19 protein-coding genes are annotated in these 14,751 nt (G+C 56.8%); 12 read left to right on the plus strand and 7 right to left on the minus strand.

Going from position 1 to position 14,751, the window contains the following annotated elements; translation table 11 throughout:
- Window positions 1–9 precede the first annotated feature (9 nt).
- The 7 genes from EL335_RS14375 to EL335_RS12970 all read right to left on the minus strand — a co-directional run bounded on the left by EL335_RS14375 (window position 10) and on the right by EL335_RS12970 (window position 4,515).
- Complete coding sequence (locus tag EL335_RS14375; RefSeq protein WP_172600117.1) at window positions 10–180, minus strand: hypothetical protein; 171 nt, start codon at window positions 178–180, stop codon at window positions 10–12.
- Complete coding sequence (locus EL335_RS12950) at window positions 177–590, minus strand: endonuclease domain-containing protein (protein WP_126447933.1); 414 nt, start codon at window positions 588–590, stop codon at window positions 177–179. Before EL335_RS12950 ends, EL335_RS14375 begins: the two co-directional genes overlap by 4 nt.
- Window positions 590–1,090, minus strand: coding sequence for a hypothetical protein (locus EL335_RS12955; RefSeq protein ID WP_126447935.1), 501 nt, complete (start codon window positions 1,088–1,090; stop codon window positions 590–592). The genes EL335_RS12950 and EL335_RS12955 overlap by 1 nt, the downstream gene beginning before the upstream one ends.
- Window positions 1,087–1,227 (minus strand): hypothetical protein, encoded by a 141-nt coding sequence (locus tag EL335_RS14380; protein ID WP_172600118.1) that lies wholly within the window; start codon window positions 1,225–1,227, stop codon window positions 1,087–1,089. Before EL335_RS14380 ends, EL335_RS12955 begins: the two co-directional genes overlap by 4 nt.
- Before the next feature lie 109 nt (window positions 1,228–1,336).
- Window positions 1,337–1,795 carry a hypothetical protein gene (locus EL335_RS12960; RefSeq protein WP_126447936.1) on the minus strand — a complete coding sequence of 153 codons (459 nt, stop codon included), beginning with the start codon at window positions 1,793–1,795 and terminating at the stop codon, window positions 1,337–1,339.
- A complete protein-coding gene (locus EL335_RS12965) occupies window positions 1,792–3,684 on the minus strand; it encodes an ATP-dependent helicase (RefSeq protein ID WP_126447938.1) in 1,893 nt (630 codons plus the stop codon). Before EL335_RS12965 ends, EL335_RS12960 begins: the two co-directional genes overlap by 4 nt.
- Before the next feature lie 6 nt (window positions 3,685–3,690).
- Window positions 3,691–4,515, minus strand: coding sequence for a hypothetical protein (locus tag EL335_RS12970; protein ID WP_126447940.1), 825 nt, complete (start codon window positions 4,513–4,515; stop codon window positions 3,691–3,693).
- A 154-nt stretch (window positions 4,516–4,669) separates the two neighbouring features.
- On the opposite strand from EL335_RS12970, the gene dnaG reads away from it, so the two are divergent.
- The 12 genes from dnaG (at window position 4,670) to EL335_RS13030 (ending at window position 14,533) form a co-directional block, all read left to right on the plus strand.
- Entirely contained in the window at window positions 4,670–6,139 is a 1,470-nt protein-coding gene (gene dnaG / locus EL335_RS12975; RefSeq protein WP_126447942.1) for a DNA primase, read from the plus strand.
- Window positions 6,136–6,453 carry a hypothetical protein gene (locus EL335_RS12980; RefSeq protein WP_126447944.1) on the plus strand — a complete coding sequence of 106 codons (318 nt, stop codon included), beginning with the start codon at window positions 6,136–6,138 and terminating at the stop codon, window positions 6,451–6,453. The genes dnaG and EL335_RS12980 overlap by 4 nt, the downstream gene beginning before the upstream one ends.
- The gene (locus EL335_RS12985) at window positions 6,450–7,565 is read left to right on the plus strand and encodes a DUF1173 family protein (protein WP_126447946.1); all 1,116 of its coding nucleotides are present in this window, start codon (window positions 6,450–6,452) and stop codon (window positions 7,563–7,565) included. The genes EL335_RS12980 and EL335_RS12985 overlap by 4 nt, the downstream gene beginning before the upstream one ends.
- Before the next feature lie 178 nt (window positions 7,566–7,743).
- Window positions 7,744–8,871, plus strand: a complete 1,128-nt coding sequence (dnaN, locus tag EL335_RS12990) for a DNA polymerase III subunit beta (RefSeq protein ID WP_126447948.1) — start codon at window positions 7,744–7,746, stop codon at window positions 8,869–8,871.
- A gap of 92 nt (window positions 8,872–8,963) precedes the next feature.
- Window positions 8,964–9,659 (plus strand): PRTRC system protein E, encoded by a 696-nt coding sequence (locus tag EL335_RS12995; RefSeq protein WP_126447950.1) that lies wholly within the window; start codon window positions 8,964–8,966, stop codon window positions 9,657–9,659.
- A gap of 42 nt (window positions 9,660–9,701) precedes the next feature.
- Window positions 9,702–9,911 carry a PRTRC system protein C gene (locus EL335_RS13000; protein WP_126447953.1) on the plus strand — a complete coding sequence of 70 codons (210 nt, stop codon included), beginning with the start codon at window positions 9,702–9,704 and terminating at the stop codon, window positions 9,909–9,911.
- A 24-nt stretch (window positions 9,912–9,935) separates the two neighbouring features.
- Window positions 9,936–10,160 (plus strand): hypothetical protein, encoded by a 225-nt coding sequence (locus EL335_RS13005; protein WP_126447955.1) that lies wholly within the window; start codon window positions 9,936–9,938, stop codon window positions 10,158–10,160.
- The gene (locus EL335_RS13010; protein ID WP_126447957.1) at window positions 10,151–11,161 is read left to right on the plus strand and encodes a hypothetical protein; all 1,011 of its coding nucleotides are present in this window, start codon (window positions 10,151–10,153) and stop codon (window positions 11,159–11,161) included. Before EL335_RS13005 ends, EL335_RS13010 begins: the two co-directional genes overlap by 10 nt.
- Window positions 11,151–11,906, plus strand: coding sequence for a PRTRC system protein B (locus tag EL335_RS13015; protein WP_126447959.1), 756 nt, complete (start codon window positions 11,151–11,153; stop codon window positions 11,904–11,906). Before EL335_RS13010 ends, EL335_RS13015 begins: the two co-directional genes overlap by 11 nt.
- A 2-nt stretch (window positions 11,907–11,908) precedes the next feature.
- A complete protein-coding gene (locus EL335_RS13020; RefSeq protein WP_172600120.1) occupies window positions 11,909–12,598 on the plus strand; it encodes a PRTRC system protein A in 690 nt (229 codons plus the stop codon).
- Window positions 12,567–13,373 carry a PRTRC system ThiF family protein gene (locus EL335_RS13025; RefSeq protein WP_172600121.1) on the plus strand — a complete coding sequence of 269 codons (807 nt, stop codon included), beginning with the start codon at window positions 12,567–12,569 and terminating at the stop codon, window positions 13,371–13,373. Before EL335_RS13020 ends, EL335_RS13025 begins: the two co-directional genes overlap by 32 nt.
- 434 nt (window positions 13,374–13,807) lie before the next feature.
- Window positions 13,808–14,533: an N-6 DNA methylase gene (locus tag EL335_RS13030; RefSeq protein ID WP_126447965.1), complete on the plus strand. Its 726-nt coding sequence runs from the start codon at window positions 13,808–13,810 to the stop codon at window positions 14,531–14,533.
- Window positions 14,534–14,751 lie beyond the last annotated feature (218 nt).

A 14,751-nucleotide genomic window follows, 5' to 3' on the forward strand; every position in this document is an offset into this window, starting at 1 on the left:
GAGGTCCTTTCAGCGGATGGAGATGATGAGGATGTGGATCGCGCTGGCCAGCGCGGCAAACACCGTGGTCAGACCTACCAGGAGTGCAGCAGCGATTGTCCGATGGGACAGCGGCCACCAGGCAAACCACTGGCGCTTGCCGCCGAGGCCTGGATGGATATCGCTGGAAACCGCGATCACAGAAGCGCTCTCCTCTGCTTGACCGCAGCCTCGATGATCGCTGTAACGCCAGCAAGGTCTTTGAAAATCTGGCCAGGGGTGAAGCGCAGGACAATCCAGCCCTCCACCGCCAGGAGGTTCTGGCGCTCCCGATCAGTCGCATGGGCGCTCTTGAACTTCCCGTGGTACTGCCAGCCGTCGCACTCGATGGCGATCTTATCGTCCACCAAGGCCACATCGATCCGAAAGCGCCGTCCCGGGACCGCGCCCTGGTATTCGCGGACGGCTTCCGGATAGGACGAGCGGACAGACATCCAGAGAATGTCTTCAGGCATCTGGCCCTTCCGGAGCCGGCCGTTAGTGCCTCTGGTGGTGGGTATGGGGGCAACGCTCAGGCCAAGACGCTTGGCCTCGGTCAGCGAAAGACGCATCACGGGCACAGCCTTCCAACATTGTAGGAGACCAGCATCCCCTCGGACGACACAATCGTTTCGACTTGGGCGCAGCCATAGGAATCCACGGCGGACAAGCGGCGGATATCGAGGCGATAATCGTTCCAGTCGCGATGCTGAATGCCATAGCGCAGCGCGCTTCGGATCGCCATCTGAACAACCTGCTTGAACTGCGGATCATCCGGCAGCGCCGGCGACACTTCGTTGATGCGCTCTGGCTCGGCTCCCGGACACACCTGGTAGTTGTCGATTCGCGGGCCTCCGCGCTGGTGCTTCCTTTCCTGATAGACAACGCCAACAGTCATGCAGGGACGGTTTTGCACTGGCACGACGAGCGCAGGCTGGCCATAAGCTAGTACCTCGCCAGCCTGTCCGTTGTTGGCGGCCTGCTCGATTGCCATGAGGAGATCGCGGCTTTGCGCTTGGGCGGACGCGGCGAATACGACGCAGGCGACGAGGGTGAGGAGCCGGAAGATCATGGATTTTTCCTTTCGGCGGTAGCTGCAGGTGGCGGCAATACGACATCTTGTGCCGTCATGCGGCGCAGCAGCGCGTCGTAGAGCGCTAGCACGATCACTACGGTGGTAAACAGGATGGCAGCCTGTTTTCCGTTCATATATCATCAGATTCGCGCGTTACCATTGGGATCTGCCTCCGGCCCAAAGATACGGTATGGGCACGTCACTTTCTGGATAAAGTACGGACGATCGCCATGCTGCGTTCGCTCAATGCAGGAAACGGCGTCTGCCGGCACCAACGCCATCGAGAATTTCGACGAACCGGTCAAACTGGATCTTCGTTGCCTCGATCAATGTGACCTCGAGACCGTCGTAGTCGCGCACCACGCTTACCCGATCGCCGACTTGAGTGACTAGACAGATCACACGATCAACGCCGACGATACTGGCGACCATTGAAAGGTCGATATCCAGATCACTATCCCCGTAGTACGGTGGGAGGTTCTCGTCAAAACTCAGAAGAGCGTCGCTGTAGTCACCCTCCATCTCGAGGGCGTTCCGGAAGGACGCCGAGCAGTTGTCTCCGGGCGTGATGAATGCGGTAATTGAGGCATGGGCGCCCTCGCCCACCGCACACACCATGGCAAGCGCAGAGACTTCGGCGCCAGCCAGGCGACTCACTATGGCAGGGATCGAGGTTACATCTGAAACTACTGAAGGATTCATTGCGTCACCTTTTCTTTGAGGTCGTTGGTTTGGGTCTTGTCGAACCATAGTTCGGCTTCGGCCAGGAATTCGCTGGTTGGCTTGTCTGTTCTGGTGAAGATGGTCAGCTCATCCCGGGCGCGAGTCATCGCTACGTAGAAGACACGCCGTTCTTCGGCTATCTCTTCTTCAGAGCAAGACTCCGAGACCTTGGGTACGATGCCACCATAGCAGTCGATCAGATAAACGTGATCCCACTCCAAGCCTTTGCTTGCATGAAAGGTGGAAAGGATTACGCGTGGTATCTCGGCTCCGTCGCCTTCTTGGAGGCGGCGGATGCGGGTGGCGAGCGACCCCCGGGCATCAGCCAGGGCATCGCGGGCTGCCTCGAGACGATCCAGATCGCGGATCTCTCTTCGGCCGCACTCCCGAATGGTATTCCCGTCATCATCCTCACCGCAGGTCTTGGTCATGACACGGGACATCCAGGAGGCTACACCGTAGATTGGCCCTTGGGGGCTCGTTTCCGCACCCTTGCCGGTCATTTTGGCGGTCCAGCCGCGTCCTAGTCGCACCATGCTTTCGAGCTCGGCAATACCGGTGTCGGGCAGCGGTACGGGGTCCGTCGGGTCGATGAAATTCCAGATGGTACCTCCTGCGATTTCAGTGAGCTGACGGATTTGGGCATCGCTGATCTTGGCCCAGCGAAGGCCGATTTCCAGCCCCATGCCATCTTTATGGATCAGCGAATTGAGAATAGCCAGATAGACCTGAAGCACTGGTGCGTCCCAGAAAGATCGACCATTGCGCATGTATGGAACGCGGTGATTGATGAACACTGACTCAATCTCGTGAAGGCCAGCGTTCGTCCTAGATAACACGGCAACCTGTCCGGGGAGGACGCCAAAGCGGTAGGGCTCACGGTTAGGCAGAGGCTCTGGAATGGCATTCTTGGCGCATACCTTGTCCAGTAGATGCACGATTCGCATCGCCTGACTGTCTTCGCTCCCTAGGGGGATGACCTTCGGCGCCGGCCCGGGGCCCCGAGCGGATTTGATGTTCTTCGGTACGCGGTCAACGTTGTAAGCGATCAGCTTGCTCGCGGATTCGATGATTCCCGAAGTCGATCGGTAGTTGGTGTCGAGTGTGATGATCTCCGCACCAGTGGCGGCCACGAAATCCATCATCCCCTTGTATCCCAAGCTGCGACGGAAGCCGTAGATCGACTGATCATCATCACCGACGGCACAGGCACAGGGAGTGGGTTTCTGTCCCAGGTGGTGCATTAACCACTCGTACTGCATATCGTCGATGTCTTGAAACTCGTCAGCCAGAATATGAGTGGCCCTGATTGGTTTCAGCTTGCCCGCGGCCATGAGTTCATTGGCCGTGATCATCAGGTCAGTGAAGTCCTGGCCGTCGGTTGCTTCCTGATGCTCCCTGTAAACCGCCGTGAGGTGCGCGAGTTCCGGGTAGGCCTTGCAGAATTCCCTGTCGGCTTTGCATCGCGCAATGTTCGCCTCGGCTTCTTCTAGCGTGATCTCAAGGCCAGTATCGTGGAGCGCACGGTTAATCAGGTGGCGTGTTTCAATGTCGGAGAGGATTTTGCCGATCTTCCCAATCTCCTTGAGTTGACGTAGGGCCAGGGAGTGGAATGTGCCGATTGTCAATCGGCTCAGTTGTTCGGGAGACAGGTCTTTTTCCCTCCGGATGCGGTCAAGTATCTCTTCGGCCGCATCACGGCTGAAGGTTGTCATCACGATGTAAGGATCGTGGTGGGTTCTGAGGATATGCCGTACTTTGGCTATGAGGACGCGCGTTTTGCCACTACCAGGACACGCGCAACACAGAATCGGGTCTTCGGACTCTACTGCCCGCTGTTGTGCCTCATTGAGCTTGACCGCGGACATTGATCATCAGGCGGCGGCAACAGCTGGCGAGGAAAGATTGTCCATCTCGGACTGCACGGCACTCAGGTTCTGCTGTTGATTCGCTAAGCGCTTCTTGCGCTGTTCGCTCTGACGCTGCTTGGCAGCAGCCAGACGCTTGGCCTCCTTCTCCGCCGCCTTCTGGCGATCGCGTTCGGCCTGAGCCAAACGCTCTTGACGGCGTTTCTCGACGACGCCATTGCAGAGGCGCCGAATGTTGTTGTAGTGGGTGTTGCTCGCGCGGACGATCCCGTACAGATGATGCCGAACTTCACGCTCGGTGTTGAGCTTGACGCGCCGGGCTTCATCCGGGTTGTCAGAGAGCTCACTGGTGACCCAAAGATAATGCAGGATGGTGATGTAATAGTCAGCCTTGGCCAGGATATCCAGATACTGCGTAACGCCGTTGGTGACTGTCATAGTCTCGTAGTTATTGACCAAGCGCTGCATCTCACTGGGATTGAATCCAGCCATCACCAGCTTCTTCTCGCCCTGGTCGATCCGCGTGTCGAAGTATTCGTGCAGACGCTCGAAGTGTTCATCCATTGCCCGTTCCGCGGCGAATATCTCGTCTTCCCTGAAGACTTTTCCCTTCAGGTTATAGGAGAGAATCTGGCGGGACCGACAGGTGATGAAGTAGGTATCACGGGAGATTACCTCGAACCCCGTCGACATGATGTCGACGATCATCTGATTGCACAACGGCACGAAACTCGGCGCGGCTATGGCGTCTTTGTTGCGCTCGAAGAAGTTGATGGTGCTCTTGCGCATCCATTTCTTCATCCTGATCAGCTGCGGGGTCGGTCTATTCATCTTCAATGTCCACGGGTCTGAGAGATGTGACGAATGATTGCACGTTGGCCGATGCTCTGCCGATAGCGAAATACAGCCGAAATAACGCCCTTAGACGTATAAATGGACGGTTGGCGTTGTTTCCTTCGTCATTTCGCGGCTTACTTCAATCTATATGATTCCTCAATCCGTGATCGACGCCATCCTAGCAGCCTTGGATCTTCCCGAGTTTATTGGGGAGAGGGTTGCGCTCACCAAACAGGGATCAACTTACAGCGGCCTTTGCCCATTCCACAGAGAAACCACTCCCAGCTTCAAGGTATTTGCCGACCATTACCACTGTTATGGCTGCGGTGCGCACGGTAACGGCATCGATTTTGTCATGCAAACGCAGGGGCTGACATTCCCAGAGGCGGTACGTATGCTGGCATACAGAACTGGAGTTGATTTTCCTGTCAGTAAGCACAATCGGGTTCTGTCCAATCACAATGCGATGGCGCTGGATGTTATGCGGCGGGCTTGCGCCAAATACCAGCAGCTGCTCCTCGGACCCAATGGAAGGCCGGCAATGGCTGCTCTCACCGAGCGAGGCATTGATTACGACACCATCATCCGCTTTGGCATTGGATTCGCTCCTGAAGCTTGGTCGACGCTCTGCGACGATCGAACCTTCCAGCGTGATGCTCTACTCGAAGCCGGTCTAGCTGTGCCACGCAAGAAAAAGAAGGGGTGTTATGACTTCTTCCGCAATCGCCTGCTGTTCCCGATACGAGCCGACAATGGCAACGTGATCGGCTTTGGTGGGCGTCGCCTAGGGGAAGAAGGCCCCAAATACCTCAACTCTCCTGAAACTAAACTCTACCGAAAGGGTAGCGTTCTATTCGGACTCCAACAGGCTCGACAAGCGATCCGTATGACCCGCTCCATCATTGTCTGCGAGGGATTCTTCGACGTGATTACTGTGTCGCAGGCGCAGATCGAGCACATCGTCTCAACTTGTGGAACTGCGCTGACCGAGACGCAAGCCGAAATAGTGCTGTCTCTCGCGGATCGGGTGTTCTTCTGTTTCGACGGGGACACCGCCGGCGCAAAAGCTACTTGGCGGGCAGCCGAGATGCTGGTGCCGCTGGTCAGTGACCAACATGAGATTCGTTTGTGCCGACTTCCGGCAGGTGAAGATCCAGACAGTTTCGTCCGCAAGTTTGGGGCTCCGAAGTTCCAGGAAGCTCTGGACGCTTCTCCAACTCTGACGGCCTACCTGATCGGAGAGATTACGCGAGGGGCAAAGTTGCCCGAAGCACGGGCTCGATCTTTGTCCGTTGCGGCTTCTCTGTGGCGGCAGTTCTCCGCCCCTGGCTTGGGGATATTCTTCCGGCAGTTTGCTTGCGAAGCCTTGCGGCTTACCTCGTCTGAGTTTGATCGAATTGCTGCGAGCGCGTCACGGCGGGACGGCGAAAATGCGCTGCGTAACTGCCCATGCTGCTCTGGCGAGGCCTCTCTTATTTCATGCGACGATGGATTTCAAGTTCAGTGCAACCACTGCCGTATTACAACTCCCGTGACTAAGACCCATGACGAGTGCCGGACAATCTGGAACCGCCGGGAACGCCCTCGTATGCGGTCGACAACAACAATAAAGCAATGAAGAAACTGGTCAAAAACTTTCCTGAGTACGACTTCGTTATTTATCATGAGCTTGGCTACGATGAATATGCTGTCATGCTCGAAAAAAACGGAGCCTACTCAGTGTGCAGAATGCAGCCCAAGCGCCTTATCGCCATGTCCCCGAACTATCAGGCCAACGGTTACGGTCTACTCTCCGGCCCTTTGACCCGTGCAGGTCTTGCAGATCTTCTCCAATGGACCGACCGTGACACCGCGTCCGAACGTTACCGGCTGCTCGCGGGCCTTCCTGACAACGTTGTCGCCTTTACCCCGGACAAGCGGTCACCAGGATGAAATCACAAGTCCAGCGCATCGATGTCGGCACCGGTGTTCACACTGCGGAATGGCTGGTTTCGACTCGCGCTGGACAGGAGCTGCTGGCCAACTGCCATAAATCCGCTCGCCGCCCCCGTTGCGTGTGCGTCCCTGGCGGAGTGGAGATGTATGTGGGCCGCCGTGGCGGTCTCTATTATCTGTCTCGCATGCCAGGCACTGGCTTCCTGCATGCTGATCATTGCTGCTCCGTTGAGAACAGGTCGTTTTTTTCTGGGGCCTGCGCCTACATGCCTGGTGTAATCCTTGAGAAGGAGGACGGCTCCCTTAGCATTGCTGCCAACCTTGAAATCCGGGAGCGGATGGAGGAACCCGTTGCCCAGGTAAGCATTGACGGCGTGCTGGATATTCTGATGGAGCAGGCCGCCCTCAACCAGGTCTCACCAGGCACTGATCATCGTACCTGGTTGACAGTTCGGGACCGTGTGCTTGAGGCGGCTACCTGGATCAGACTGGGCAACCACCCACTTACCGACTTCCTGTTTGTCCCAGATCGATACTCGCGCGATACTGGCATGTCCTCGGTGCCCGAGTGCGAATCGTTCCTGAAGGCTCAAGCTGGACACGCCTTGATCTTCGCTCCTTTCAAGGAGCTTCGACTTACCACCTACAGCTGGCAGCTTGTCCTAAAGCACCTGCCACGGCTTCGCTTGTGGGTAGCAAAGGAGATTGCCAAGGAGATCGAGGAAAGGTGCGGCACTCCCTACTTCAGCGCCCCCCCGACCTACGCCTTGTGCCTGGTGGCGGCCAAACCAGGGCGCCGCGATGGGAATTACACCGTCTCCAATTTGGCTTGCCTTCCCACCGATGCCAATTACTTCCCGTGCCGGAATGAACGAGAGGCTGCAGTCGCCCGCCAGCTCATTGATGAGGGGAAGTCGTTGCTTCGGCCCCTACGTTTTGATAGTGATCCCACTCATCCCCTGGCAGACTTTGCCATTCTCTCGAACGGCATGGTTGATCCGGTATTTGTACTATCTCCGTCCGGCAACGACGAGCTCGACTCAGCGAAGCGCAGTCTGGCTTCGCTGATGCAGCGCAATCATTCCCGGGTCCTGGTTTTCAAGGAATAGATTTCTACGATAGTTCCCGCCGTCCACTCTGGATGGCGACAATGATGCACAGAGCGTTGACGGACTCCGAATTCTAGTTTCTTGCGAATTTAATTCAGAAACGCCTCCTCTCGGTCGGTATCTTGATTGGCGATGCGACAGAAAGTCGCCCCACTCACCAACTCAGGAGATACCCGACATGCAGATAACCACCACCAAGGAAAGCCTCGCTTCTCCCCTCGCTCTCGTCGCCGGTGCCGCCGATACTCGTGGCACGGTTCCCATGCTTGGCGCTGTGCTTTTGAAAACCACCGACGCCGGGAAATTGAGCATGATCTGCTCGAGCACCGGAATGCTGGCGAAGGCGCAGATCCCGGTCGAAGTCAAGCAAAGCGGCGAGATTGCCGTCGACGTGCGTCGGATCAACGAGCTTGTTCGTGCTCTGCCAGAAAAACAGCCTATCGAGATCAGCATTGAATCCGACAAAGGCACTCTACTCGTAAAGTCGGGGCGCTCCCGCTTCCGTCTGCCCGCATTTGCTGCAAGCGCATATCCGCGTATGACGCCTGCGAAGGAAGAACGGATTTCGATCACGATGAGCGCCCATCGACTGGCCGACATGATCGCGGACGTTACTCCGTCGATTGCCGACGCCGATGTGCGCGTGTTCCTCAACGGCGCTCTCTTTACGCTGGACAACGTGGGCCTCTTCATCGTCTCGACGGACGGCCACCGTATGACCGTCAGCCATGAACCAATCACCGGGGCGGACACGCTGGTTCCCCGCAACGTGATCGTTCCGCGCAAGACGGTTCAGCTGGCGAAGAAGCTGCTCGGCCAGGGCGGCAACGTCACGCTGACGCTCGGCTCGAAGAACGTCCAGTTCACCTTCGAGGACGGCACGGTTCTCTTTGGCAACTCGGTGGATGGGCAATTCCCTGCGTGGAAGAACGTGATCCCTGCCAGCACGGAACGGGTCATCGTCTCCGCCGATCGTCTTGCGGCTTCCCTGACGATGTTGGCTGCAGCCCAGGACGACAAGGCAAAGCAAGACGTGATGAAAACCAAGGTCGAGATTAGCTTCACGAAGGCGACCACCACCCTGCGCCGTGGCGATGCCGGTCTGTGCGAACTGGACTCCGTTTCCTCGTCGGACGTTCCGCATGAGTTGGCCTTCAACATCAACTACCTGTCCGATGCGGTGGCGACGATTCGTTCCACCAGCGAAGAAGCCGTCATCGGCTACTCGCCATCCGCGACAGCAATCACGATACGTCCGAAGGGTAAGGACTATCCACTTACCGTGGTCATGCCGATCCGTGTCTGATGGACTTCTACGCAGGATAGAAGTTTTCCAGAAATTCACGATGCAGATAGGCAAAATGCCCTTGTAACCCGCACAGATCAAGGAGATTCCGAATGTTCAAAGCTCTGCAACCGCTGCTTACCGAACGCAGCATCCACATCCTTCTCTCGCCCGCAAAGGACGGCAAGGTTGGCGTCTATGTCGAGCCGGTCAAGCTGGACGACAAGGAGGACAATGCTTTCATCACGCCCTTCCGTTGCGAAGGCACCCCGGAAGAACTCGATGCCGAATTGCCGGGTGTCCTGGCCCAATGGCTGACCTCTCGCGCTGCCGTCACGAGCTCGCTGCGTGATGCGCTGGCCGCAGCCGAGGCTCAAGCCAAGGCTGCTGCCGACGAAGCGAAGAAAAAGGCTGCGGATCGCAACAAGAAGCTCGCCACGACCACCGGCAAAGCCAATGCTACCGCCAAGTCCAGTGTCAAGGTCCCGGCTCAAGTTGTTACTCCTTCGCTGCTCGATGGCTGCGGGGTTGACAAAGAGGATAAAGATGAAACCTGTGAGGGCGGCACTCTGCAGGGCGAAGGCGCATCCCAACCGTCTGTTATCACTACTCCTGCCGCTGCTGCCGTAACCCAGGCGACTTCCTCCGCGCAGAGTGCCGACGCCGCTGCATCGACCTCTGCCGTTACCGCCCCGGCAGCGGCTTCCGTAGCCGCCCCTATCCCGGCGCAGCAGGCTGCCGAACCGGCCCCTGTTCAGGCTACCGCTGCCGTCGTCACCGTCGATCCAGTTACCGCCGAATTGTTTTGACCCTCAGATCAATTCCAACACCCACCAATACAGGAGATTTCTATGAGCATCACTCCCGTCGCCGTCCGTCGCGTTTTCCTCTACAACGGTCGTACCCTGCCTGATCCTAATCCACAGATGACCCCGGAGGCGGTTAAGCAGTTCTATTCGGCAATCCATGCCGACCTGACCAATGCGGTCGTCGAGGGCGGCGCCTTCGTGGGCGACACACAAACCTTCGAGTTCAAGCGCGGACTTGGCACCAAAGGCTGATTTTCCAATCTACGGCAACACACCATGAAACGCGAGGTATTCGAGGAAATGGTCCAGAAAGCTCTCAATGGGCTTGCAGCCAGTCCCGTCGAAGGGAAGCGGAAAAGTCGCAAGGCGGGCATCGGTGGCGTCCGCTACGGCAAGGCCGAGAAGCTGGTCGGTCAAGCCGTTTCCCGTCTCGCGGCCATCAGCCGCTCGAACAAGCCGATTGCCATCCCCTCTCCTGACATAGTGCCGCCGTGCTTCTGACCCTGCCCGTGTTCGCCCCCGAAGTTCCCGCCGTCATCGAGTTCTCCCCGGCGGGTGAGTGGCATCTTCGCCTTGTCTTGGCAATGAGTCGCCTCGGCATGATTTCTGACGACGACCTAGCAGGCCTGCGCCGGAGCAGCATGAGTGCTAGCGTAATCCGCTCCCTGATCGAGAAAGGCTGGCAGCGGGAGGTGGGTGACGATTACACCTTCAAGTTGATTTCGGCCTATGCGCGGCTGATTCTGCCGCACCACGATGAGGAGGGTGAGTTCTCCACTGAGAACGGTGAGCCGCTGGTCGGCGTAGCGATCAATGCTGGTAATCCCGAATGGATCGCCATCGGCAAGGCGTTCTCAGCAATCGAGGCGTTGCAAGCGGGTCTTGGCCGGAAGGCTCTCGGTATCCTCGAAAGGTCGCTTTGTCACTTCGGTACGCCGCATACCGCTGGTGGTGCATTTGAAATGGCGCAGCATCTTTACTGGTGCGGAGAGGATGACGAATCAGTCGTTCTGAAAGAATGCGGTGATGACTCCGATGTTCCCCGCCGCGCCGATCTATTCGACGGTATACCGGAATGGGCCTACTTCTATGCCTCGGTAAACCTCCCCTATGCAACCGACGAAGAGTTTGCGGAAGCTTCCGAGCGGCTGTCTGGTCATCCCGTCGGAAAGCTCCTCGCAGCCTTGCTGCATCTAAACCACGTCGACTCCGACAATGGACTTTTCGCCACGCCATACCAGAGCGACTATTGCAGCATCCCCAATGAGCCACCTGTTGTCTGCGGCTGGCACGGTGAGGACGATTTCGATCAAATCTTTGACGACAATTTTCGCTACTTTGCCGAGAGTGGCGAGGAACCTCCTTGGTGCGGGTGCGTAATGTTCGCCCCGACGGAAGCAGGTATTTTGGAAGCGTTGCCACGCATACGTCATACTGGCATTGTCCTCCGGGCCTTGGATACGGCCCTCTGTGAAGCAAGGAAACTGAACAATGAGCTTTGAAGTCCACGACTGCGCTGCCATGAGCGTGAGGCTGAGAACAGCGATCCTCCTTTACGAAACTCACGGCTATCCACACATCAGTTATGCCACGATCCATCCAGTAGACTGCGGCGATGACAATGGGCCTCCAGTGATTCGGGCGGGTCGTCCTGCTGACCGTTCCAGTCTCAAGGCTGTCTGTGCTTCCCTGTTGAAATCCTCGCGGGTACGCTCTGGCGTTCTTGCGGACAACATTTTGAGCGTTGGTCTTGAACACGTGGTTTGGTGGCAACGCCCCGGCAAGCGCACCTATTTCTTCGATTGCCGCCCCAGTGCTGAAGGTAGCGTCAATGTTGGCAAGCGGGCTGGCATAGGCCCAACCCCCGGGATTGTGTTCGTCGCCAAAGATCAGTCCATGTGGGCTTATGCGGTCAAAGGCAATAATCGCCCGGATGCGGACACGCAGCTTTACCATCTGCCCGCGATGAACGTGTGGGAGGATGGCAAGATCTGTACTGGTTCCATGCCTATCCCGGAAAACACCCTGGCCGAATCCGTCTCAGCCTGGGAGAAGTCTTTTTGGGACAGCAATTTCAGCCACCCGAACCACCCGAAGCCGGTGAATTACAAGGGCGGCATCCATCAATTTTGCATCGACCTTCTGGACGGCAAGTTCAAGAAGTTCCCACAGCGTGTCTTGCGCCCTATCAAGGGGCTGACGTTAGGGAGACTGGTGGATCGCCTCGATGGGGTAACGGAGGGATGAACATGCTCGACGCTACCCTGCAAGCGGCCTGTCCTTGCGTCATGTGTCCGCGCTACGAGCCTCTCACGCTGCTGACCGAAGATAGCCATCGCTTTTTGATCTGCGGCGACGGCCTCTATGTGGAGGTTTGCCGTCCCTGGATTCACGCAATCCTGAAAGTTATGGATTCGCCCATTCCCCTCCCCTACGGCCAGCCGCCTAAGCTCTTTTCGATTCAGTTGCACCGCCGCGCCCTGATCGCGGGTCTACAACATTTCATCCGGCGATCTCGTGAAATTGCTCCGTTGGAGCATGCGGCCTGGCTTACTTTTGATCCAGATCAAAAAACGTTGGGCTACGTAGAGCCGGAAGTCATCAGTCGGGGGGCTGGCCACATTTGCTACTACCGCCCGGATGCGACGCCACACTGTCTTCCGGTTGTGGACTGCCACTCCCACGGTTATCTGCCGGAAGGTGCGTTCTTTTCGGACGAGGACGACGCCGACGACATGACCGATGATGCGAAGCTGGCCTTCGTTGTTGGCAATCTCGACAAACCAGAGGTCAGCGTTGCCATGCGTTTCGTTGGTTTCGGGCTTTCGATCAAATTGTCAGAATGGGTGCGGAGCCTTCTATATGATGACCACATAACGGGCGAAATCGAATTGGGGAATGACAAACATGACGACAGAGAACGTCCATATCCTCTCTGAGGAGCTGTTGCACCGCACCGTTGAGGTCCATGTTATTGGCTGCGGCGGCACCGGATCGCAGTTGCTTCCGCGCCTCGCCCAACTGAGCAAGTGTATGGTGGCTCTTGGCCATCCACACGGTCTCAATGTGCATGTGTGGGACGCTGATACCGTGTCCGAACACAACTGTCTCCGTCAGAATTTTTTTCCTTGTGATGTAGGCCACAACAAGGCCAGCATCATGGTCAATCGGTTGAATATCGGTTTTGGTCTTGCATGGCATGACGAGCCGCGACTATTCACCAGTGATGCGCTTGAGCTTAAATCGGTGGACTTCATCATCGGCTGCGTGGATTCCAAGGCGGCGCGTCGAGAGATTGATGCCTTTGCTCGGAAGTCGTATCACTCCGGGTACTGGATTGATGCCGGGAACGATGCCGTATCGGGACAGGTGGTCGTCGGTCAGTACGGCAAAGCCGTGGCCAATGACCCGATGCGCTTGCCTTTGGTATCGGAGCTTTACCCCGAAATCGTAACCGGTCCGGACGACAATTCACCATCATGCTCGGCTCGGGAAAGCATCCTAAAGCAAGGGCTAGCCACCAACGCGATGGCTGCGGCATGGATTTATGGATGGCTGGCCGAGGCGCTGCGTTACGGTCAGATCAGCTACTCCGGTATTTTCTTCAACCTCGCTACCGGGCGCTCCTCGTCCATTCCGGTCAAATGTTATCCACAAAATCTGTGGATAACTAACCCACCTAACTTCGCGGAAACGGCCAACTCTGCGAGCTAAAGTTGGTCGTGATCAATTTCTAGCCAATTCTCGAAATAAACCCAGATTGTCCATTAGGCCGTCCATTAGGCCGTCTTGTGACCCGATGAGCGAGAACAGGTCTTGAGATGTCGGACTGATCAGGCACTATCAAACTGCGGGCGGGTTCGTCGTGCGGACGCAAACGGCCTCGCCCTCGCCGCAAAATCGCCTCGCGCCCTAATGAACAATCCTGGATAAGTGCAACGAGATTGCTCGCAATAGCTGCGACGCCGTTCGGTTCGGTCTGAAATAGCTGCGACGCTGTTGCGTCCTACGCCAACTCACAAAGACATTTCAAGCAACCTTGTCGCGATTATTTCTGAACTGTCGCAACTATTTCTGTCAGCTTTTGTTACGACGGCGGACGCAAAAAAAAACAGAAACACCCAGTGCCGTTCAGTAGCCTTGGCTGCATGGATATCAAACACATCTCCCCTCTCCTCGGGGCCCTTGACGACGGATATCGCCATCGCCCTCATGAAATGCTTGGCTTCTTCATCAGTGGCGTGATGTCTCTTTGTGGACTGTCAGAATGGCATACGATCCCGGAAGAAATCCGGCCCAAAATCAACGAAGCAGTCGAGGTCTACGCCGACATCGTTGAATCCAGCAAGCCCTTCGAGGACGTCATGGGACCGCTCTACATGGAGCTTGCTTCTCGCGGCGGTCGCCAGCAGCTCGGGCAGTATTTCACGCCCTGGGATGTGGCATCGATGATGGCCCAGGTGATTGCTGGAGAAAAGCCGGAGGACACCGGGCGTCTGCTGAAGGTCTGCGATCCTGCGTGTGGAAGTGGGGTGATGCTTCTCGCCTTTGCACACCATGCTCTTTTCAACTGGGGCGAAGATGCCTTGATTCGCCTGTCGATGACCGGCTGCGACATCGATGCCTATTGTTCCCGGCTCACGGCAGTCCAGCTGGTGGCTAACTGCAACATCTTCAATTTCAGTTTTGGCGAGATCCTTGTTCTTTGTGGCGACTCTCTCTTCCCCGAAAAAGGCATGGAAACCATTGTTCATGCTACGGCTCCGACGGTCTCAAGAGTGTTGCCTGCCCAGGCCCCAGAACGTCTGACTGCCCTAGCTGAGGCAGCTCATGCCCATCCAGACGTATATCAGCACGAGTTATTCGCCGCCTGATGGCATGGGGGGATCGCTTTGCTAAATGATGCCTACGATCCACTGATCGAAGCCGCCAGAAACAACTCGCCGGATGGGCCTGAGCTGCTGCGACAGTTGGGCGAAAAGCTATACGCCGCAAATAGCGACCGCCTGAGATCCATTGACGAAGGTATTATGGCAGCCAAGCGCAACCTGGTGCTTTACTCGAGATTCTTCCCCCCTGAAGTTGCAGCGGC

This window comes from Sulfuricystis multivorans (genome assembly GCF_003966565.1).
Classification (GTDB): Bacteria; Pseudomonadota; Gammaproteobacteria; order Burkholderiales; family Rhodocyclaceae; genus Sulfuricystis; species Sulfuricystis multivorans.

Coding starts and splice junctions, on each gene's coding strand:
- EL335_RS12950 (WP_126447933.1), bottom strand. CDS start 590: ATGCGTCTTTCGCTGACCGAGGCCAAGCGTCTTGGCCTGAGCGTTGCC.
- EL335_RS12955 (WP_126447935.1), bottom strand. CDS start 1,090: ATGATCTTCCGGCTCCTCACCCTCGTCGCCTGCGTCGTATTCGCCGCG.
- EL335_RS14380 (WP_172600118.1), bottom strand. CDS start 1,227: ATGAACGGAAAACAGGCTGCCATCCTGTTTACCACCGTAGTGATCGTG.
- EL335_RS12960 (WP_126447936.1), bottom strand. CDS start 1,795: ATGAATCCTTCAGTAGTTTCAGATGTAACCTCGATCCCTGCCATAGTG.
- EL335_RS12965 (WP_126447938.1), bottom strand. CDS start 3,684: ATGTCCGCGGTCAAGCTCAATGAGGCACAACAGCGGGCAGTAGAGTCC.
- EL335_RS12970 (WP_126447940.1), bottom strand. CDS start 4,515: ATGAATAGACCGACCCCGCAGCTGATCAGGATGAAGAAATGGATGCGC.
- dnaG (WP_126447942.1), top strand. CDS start 4,670: ATGATTCCTCAATCCGTGATCGACGCCATCCTAGCAGCCTTGGATCTT.
- EL335_RS12980 (WP_126447944.1), top strand. CDS start 6,136: ATGAAGAAACTGGTCAAAAACTTTCCTGAGTACGACTTCGTTATTTAT.
- EL335_RS12985 (WP_126447946.1), top strand. CDS start 6,450: ATGAAATCACAAGTCCAGCGCATCGATGTCGGCACCGGTGTTCACACT.
- dnaN (WP_126447948.1), top strand. CDS start 7,744: ATGCAGATAACCACCACCAAGGAAAGCCTCGCTTCTCCCCTCGCTCTC.
- EL335_RS12995 (WP_126447950.1), top strand. CDS start 8,964: ATGTTCAAAGCTCTGCAACCGCTGCTTACCGAACGCAGCATCCACATC.
- EL335_RS13000 (WP_126447953.1), top strand. CDS start 9,702: ATGAGCATCACTCCCGTCGCCGTCCGTCGCGTTTTCCTCTACAACGGT.
- EL335_RS13005 (WP_126447955.1), top strand. CDS start 9,936: ATGAAACGCGAGGTATTCGAGGAAATGGTCCAGAAAGCTCTCAATGGG.
- EL335_RS13015 (WP_126447959.1), top strand. CDS start 11,151: ATGAGCTTTGAAGTCCACGACTGCGCTGCCATGAGCGTGAGGCTGAGA.
- EL335_RS13020 (WP_172600120.1), top strand. CDS start 11,909: ATGCTCGACGCTACCCTGCAAGCGGCCTGTCCTTGCGTCATGTGTCCG.
- EL335_RS13025 (WP_172600121.1), top strand. CDS start 12,567: ATGACGACAGAGAACGTCCATATCCTCTCTGAGGAGCTGTTGCACCGC.
- EL335_RS13030 (WP_126447965.1), top strand. CDS start 13,808: ATGGATATCAAACACATCTCCCCTCTCCTCGGGGCCCTTGACGACGGA.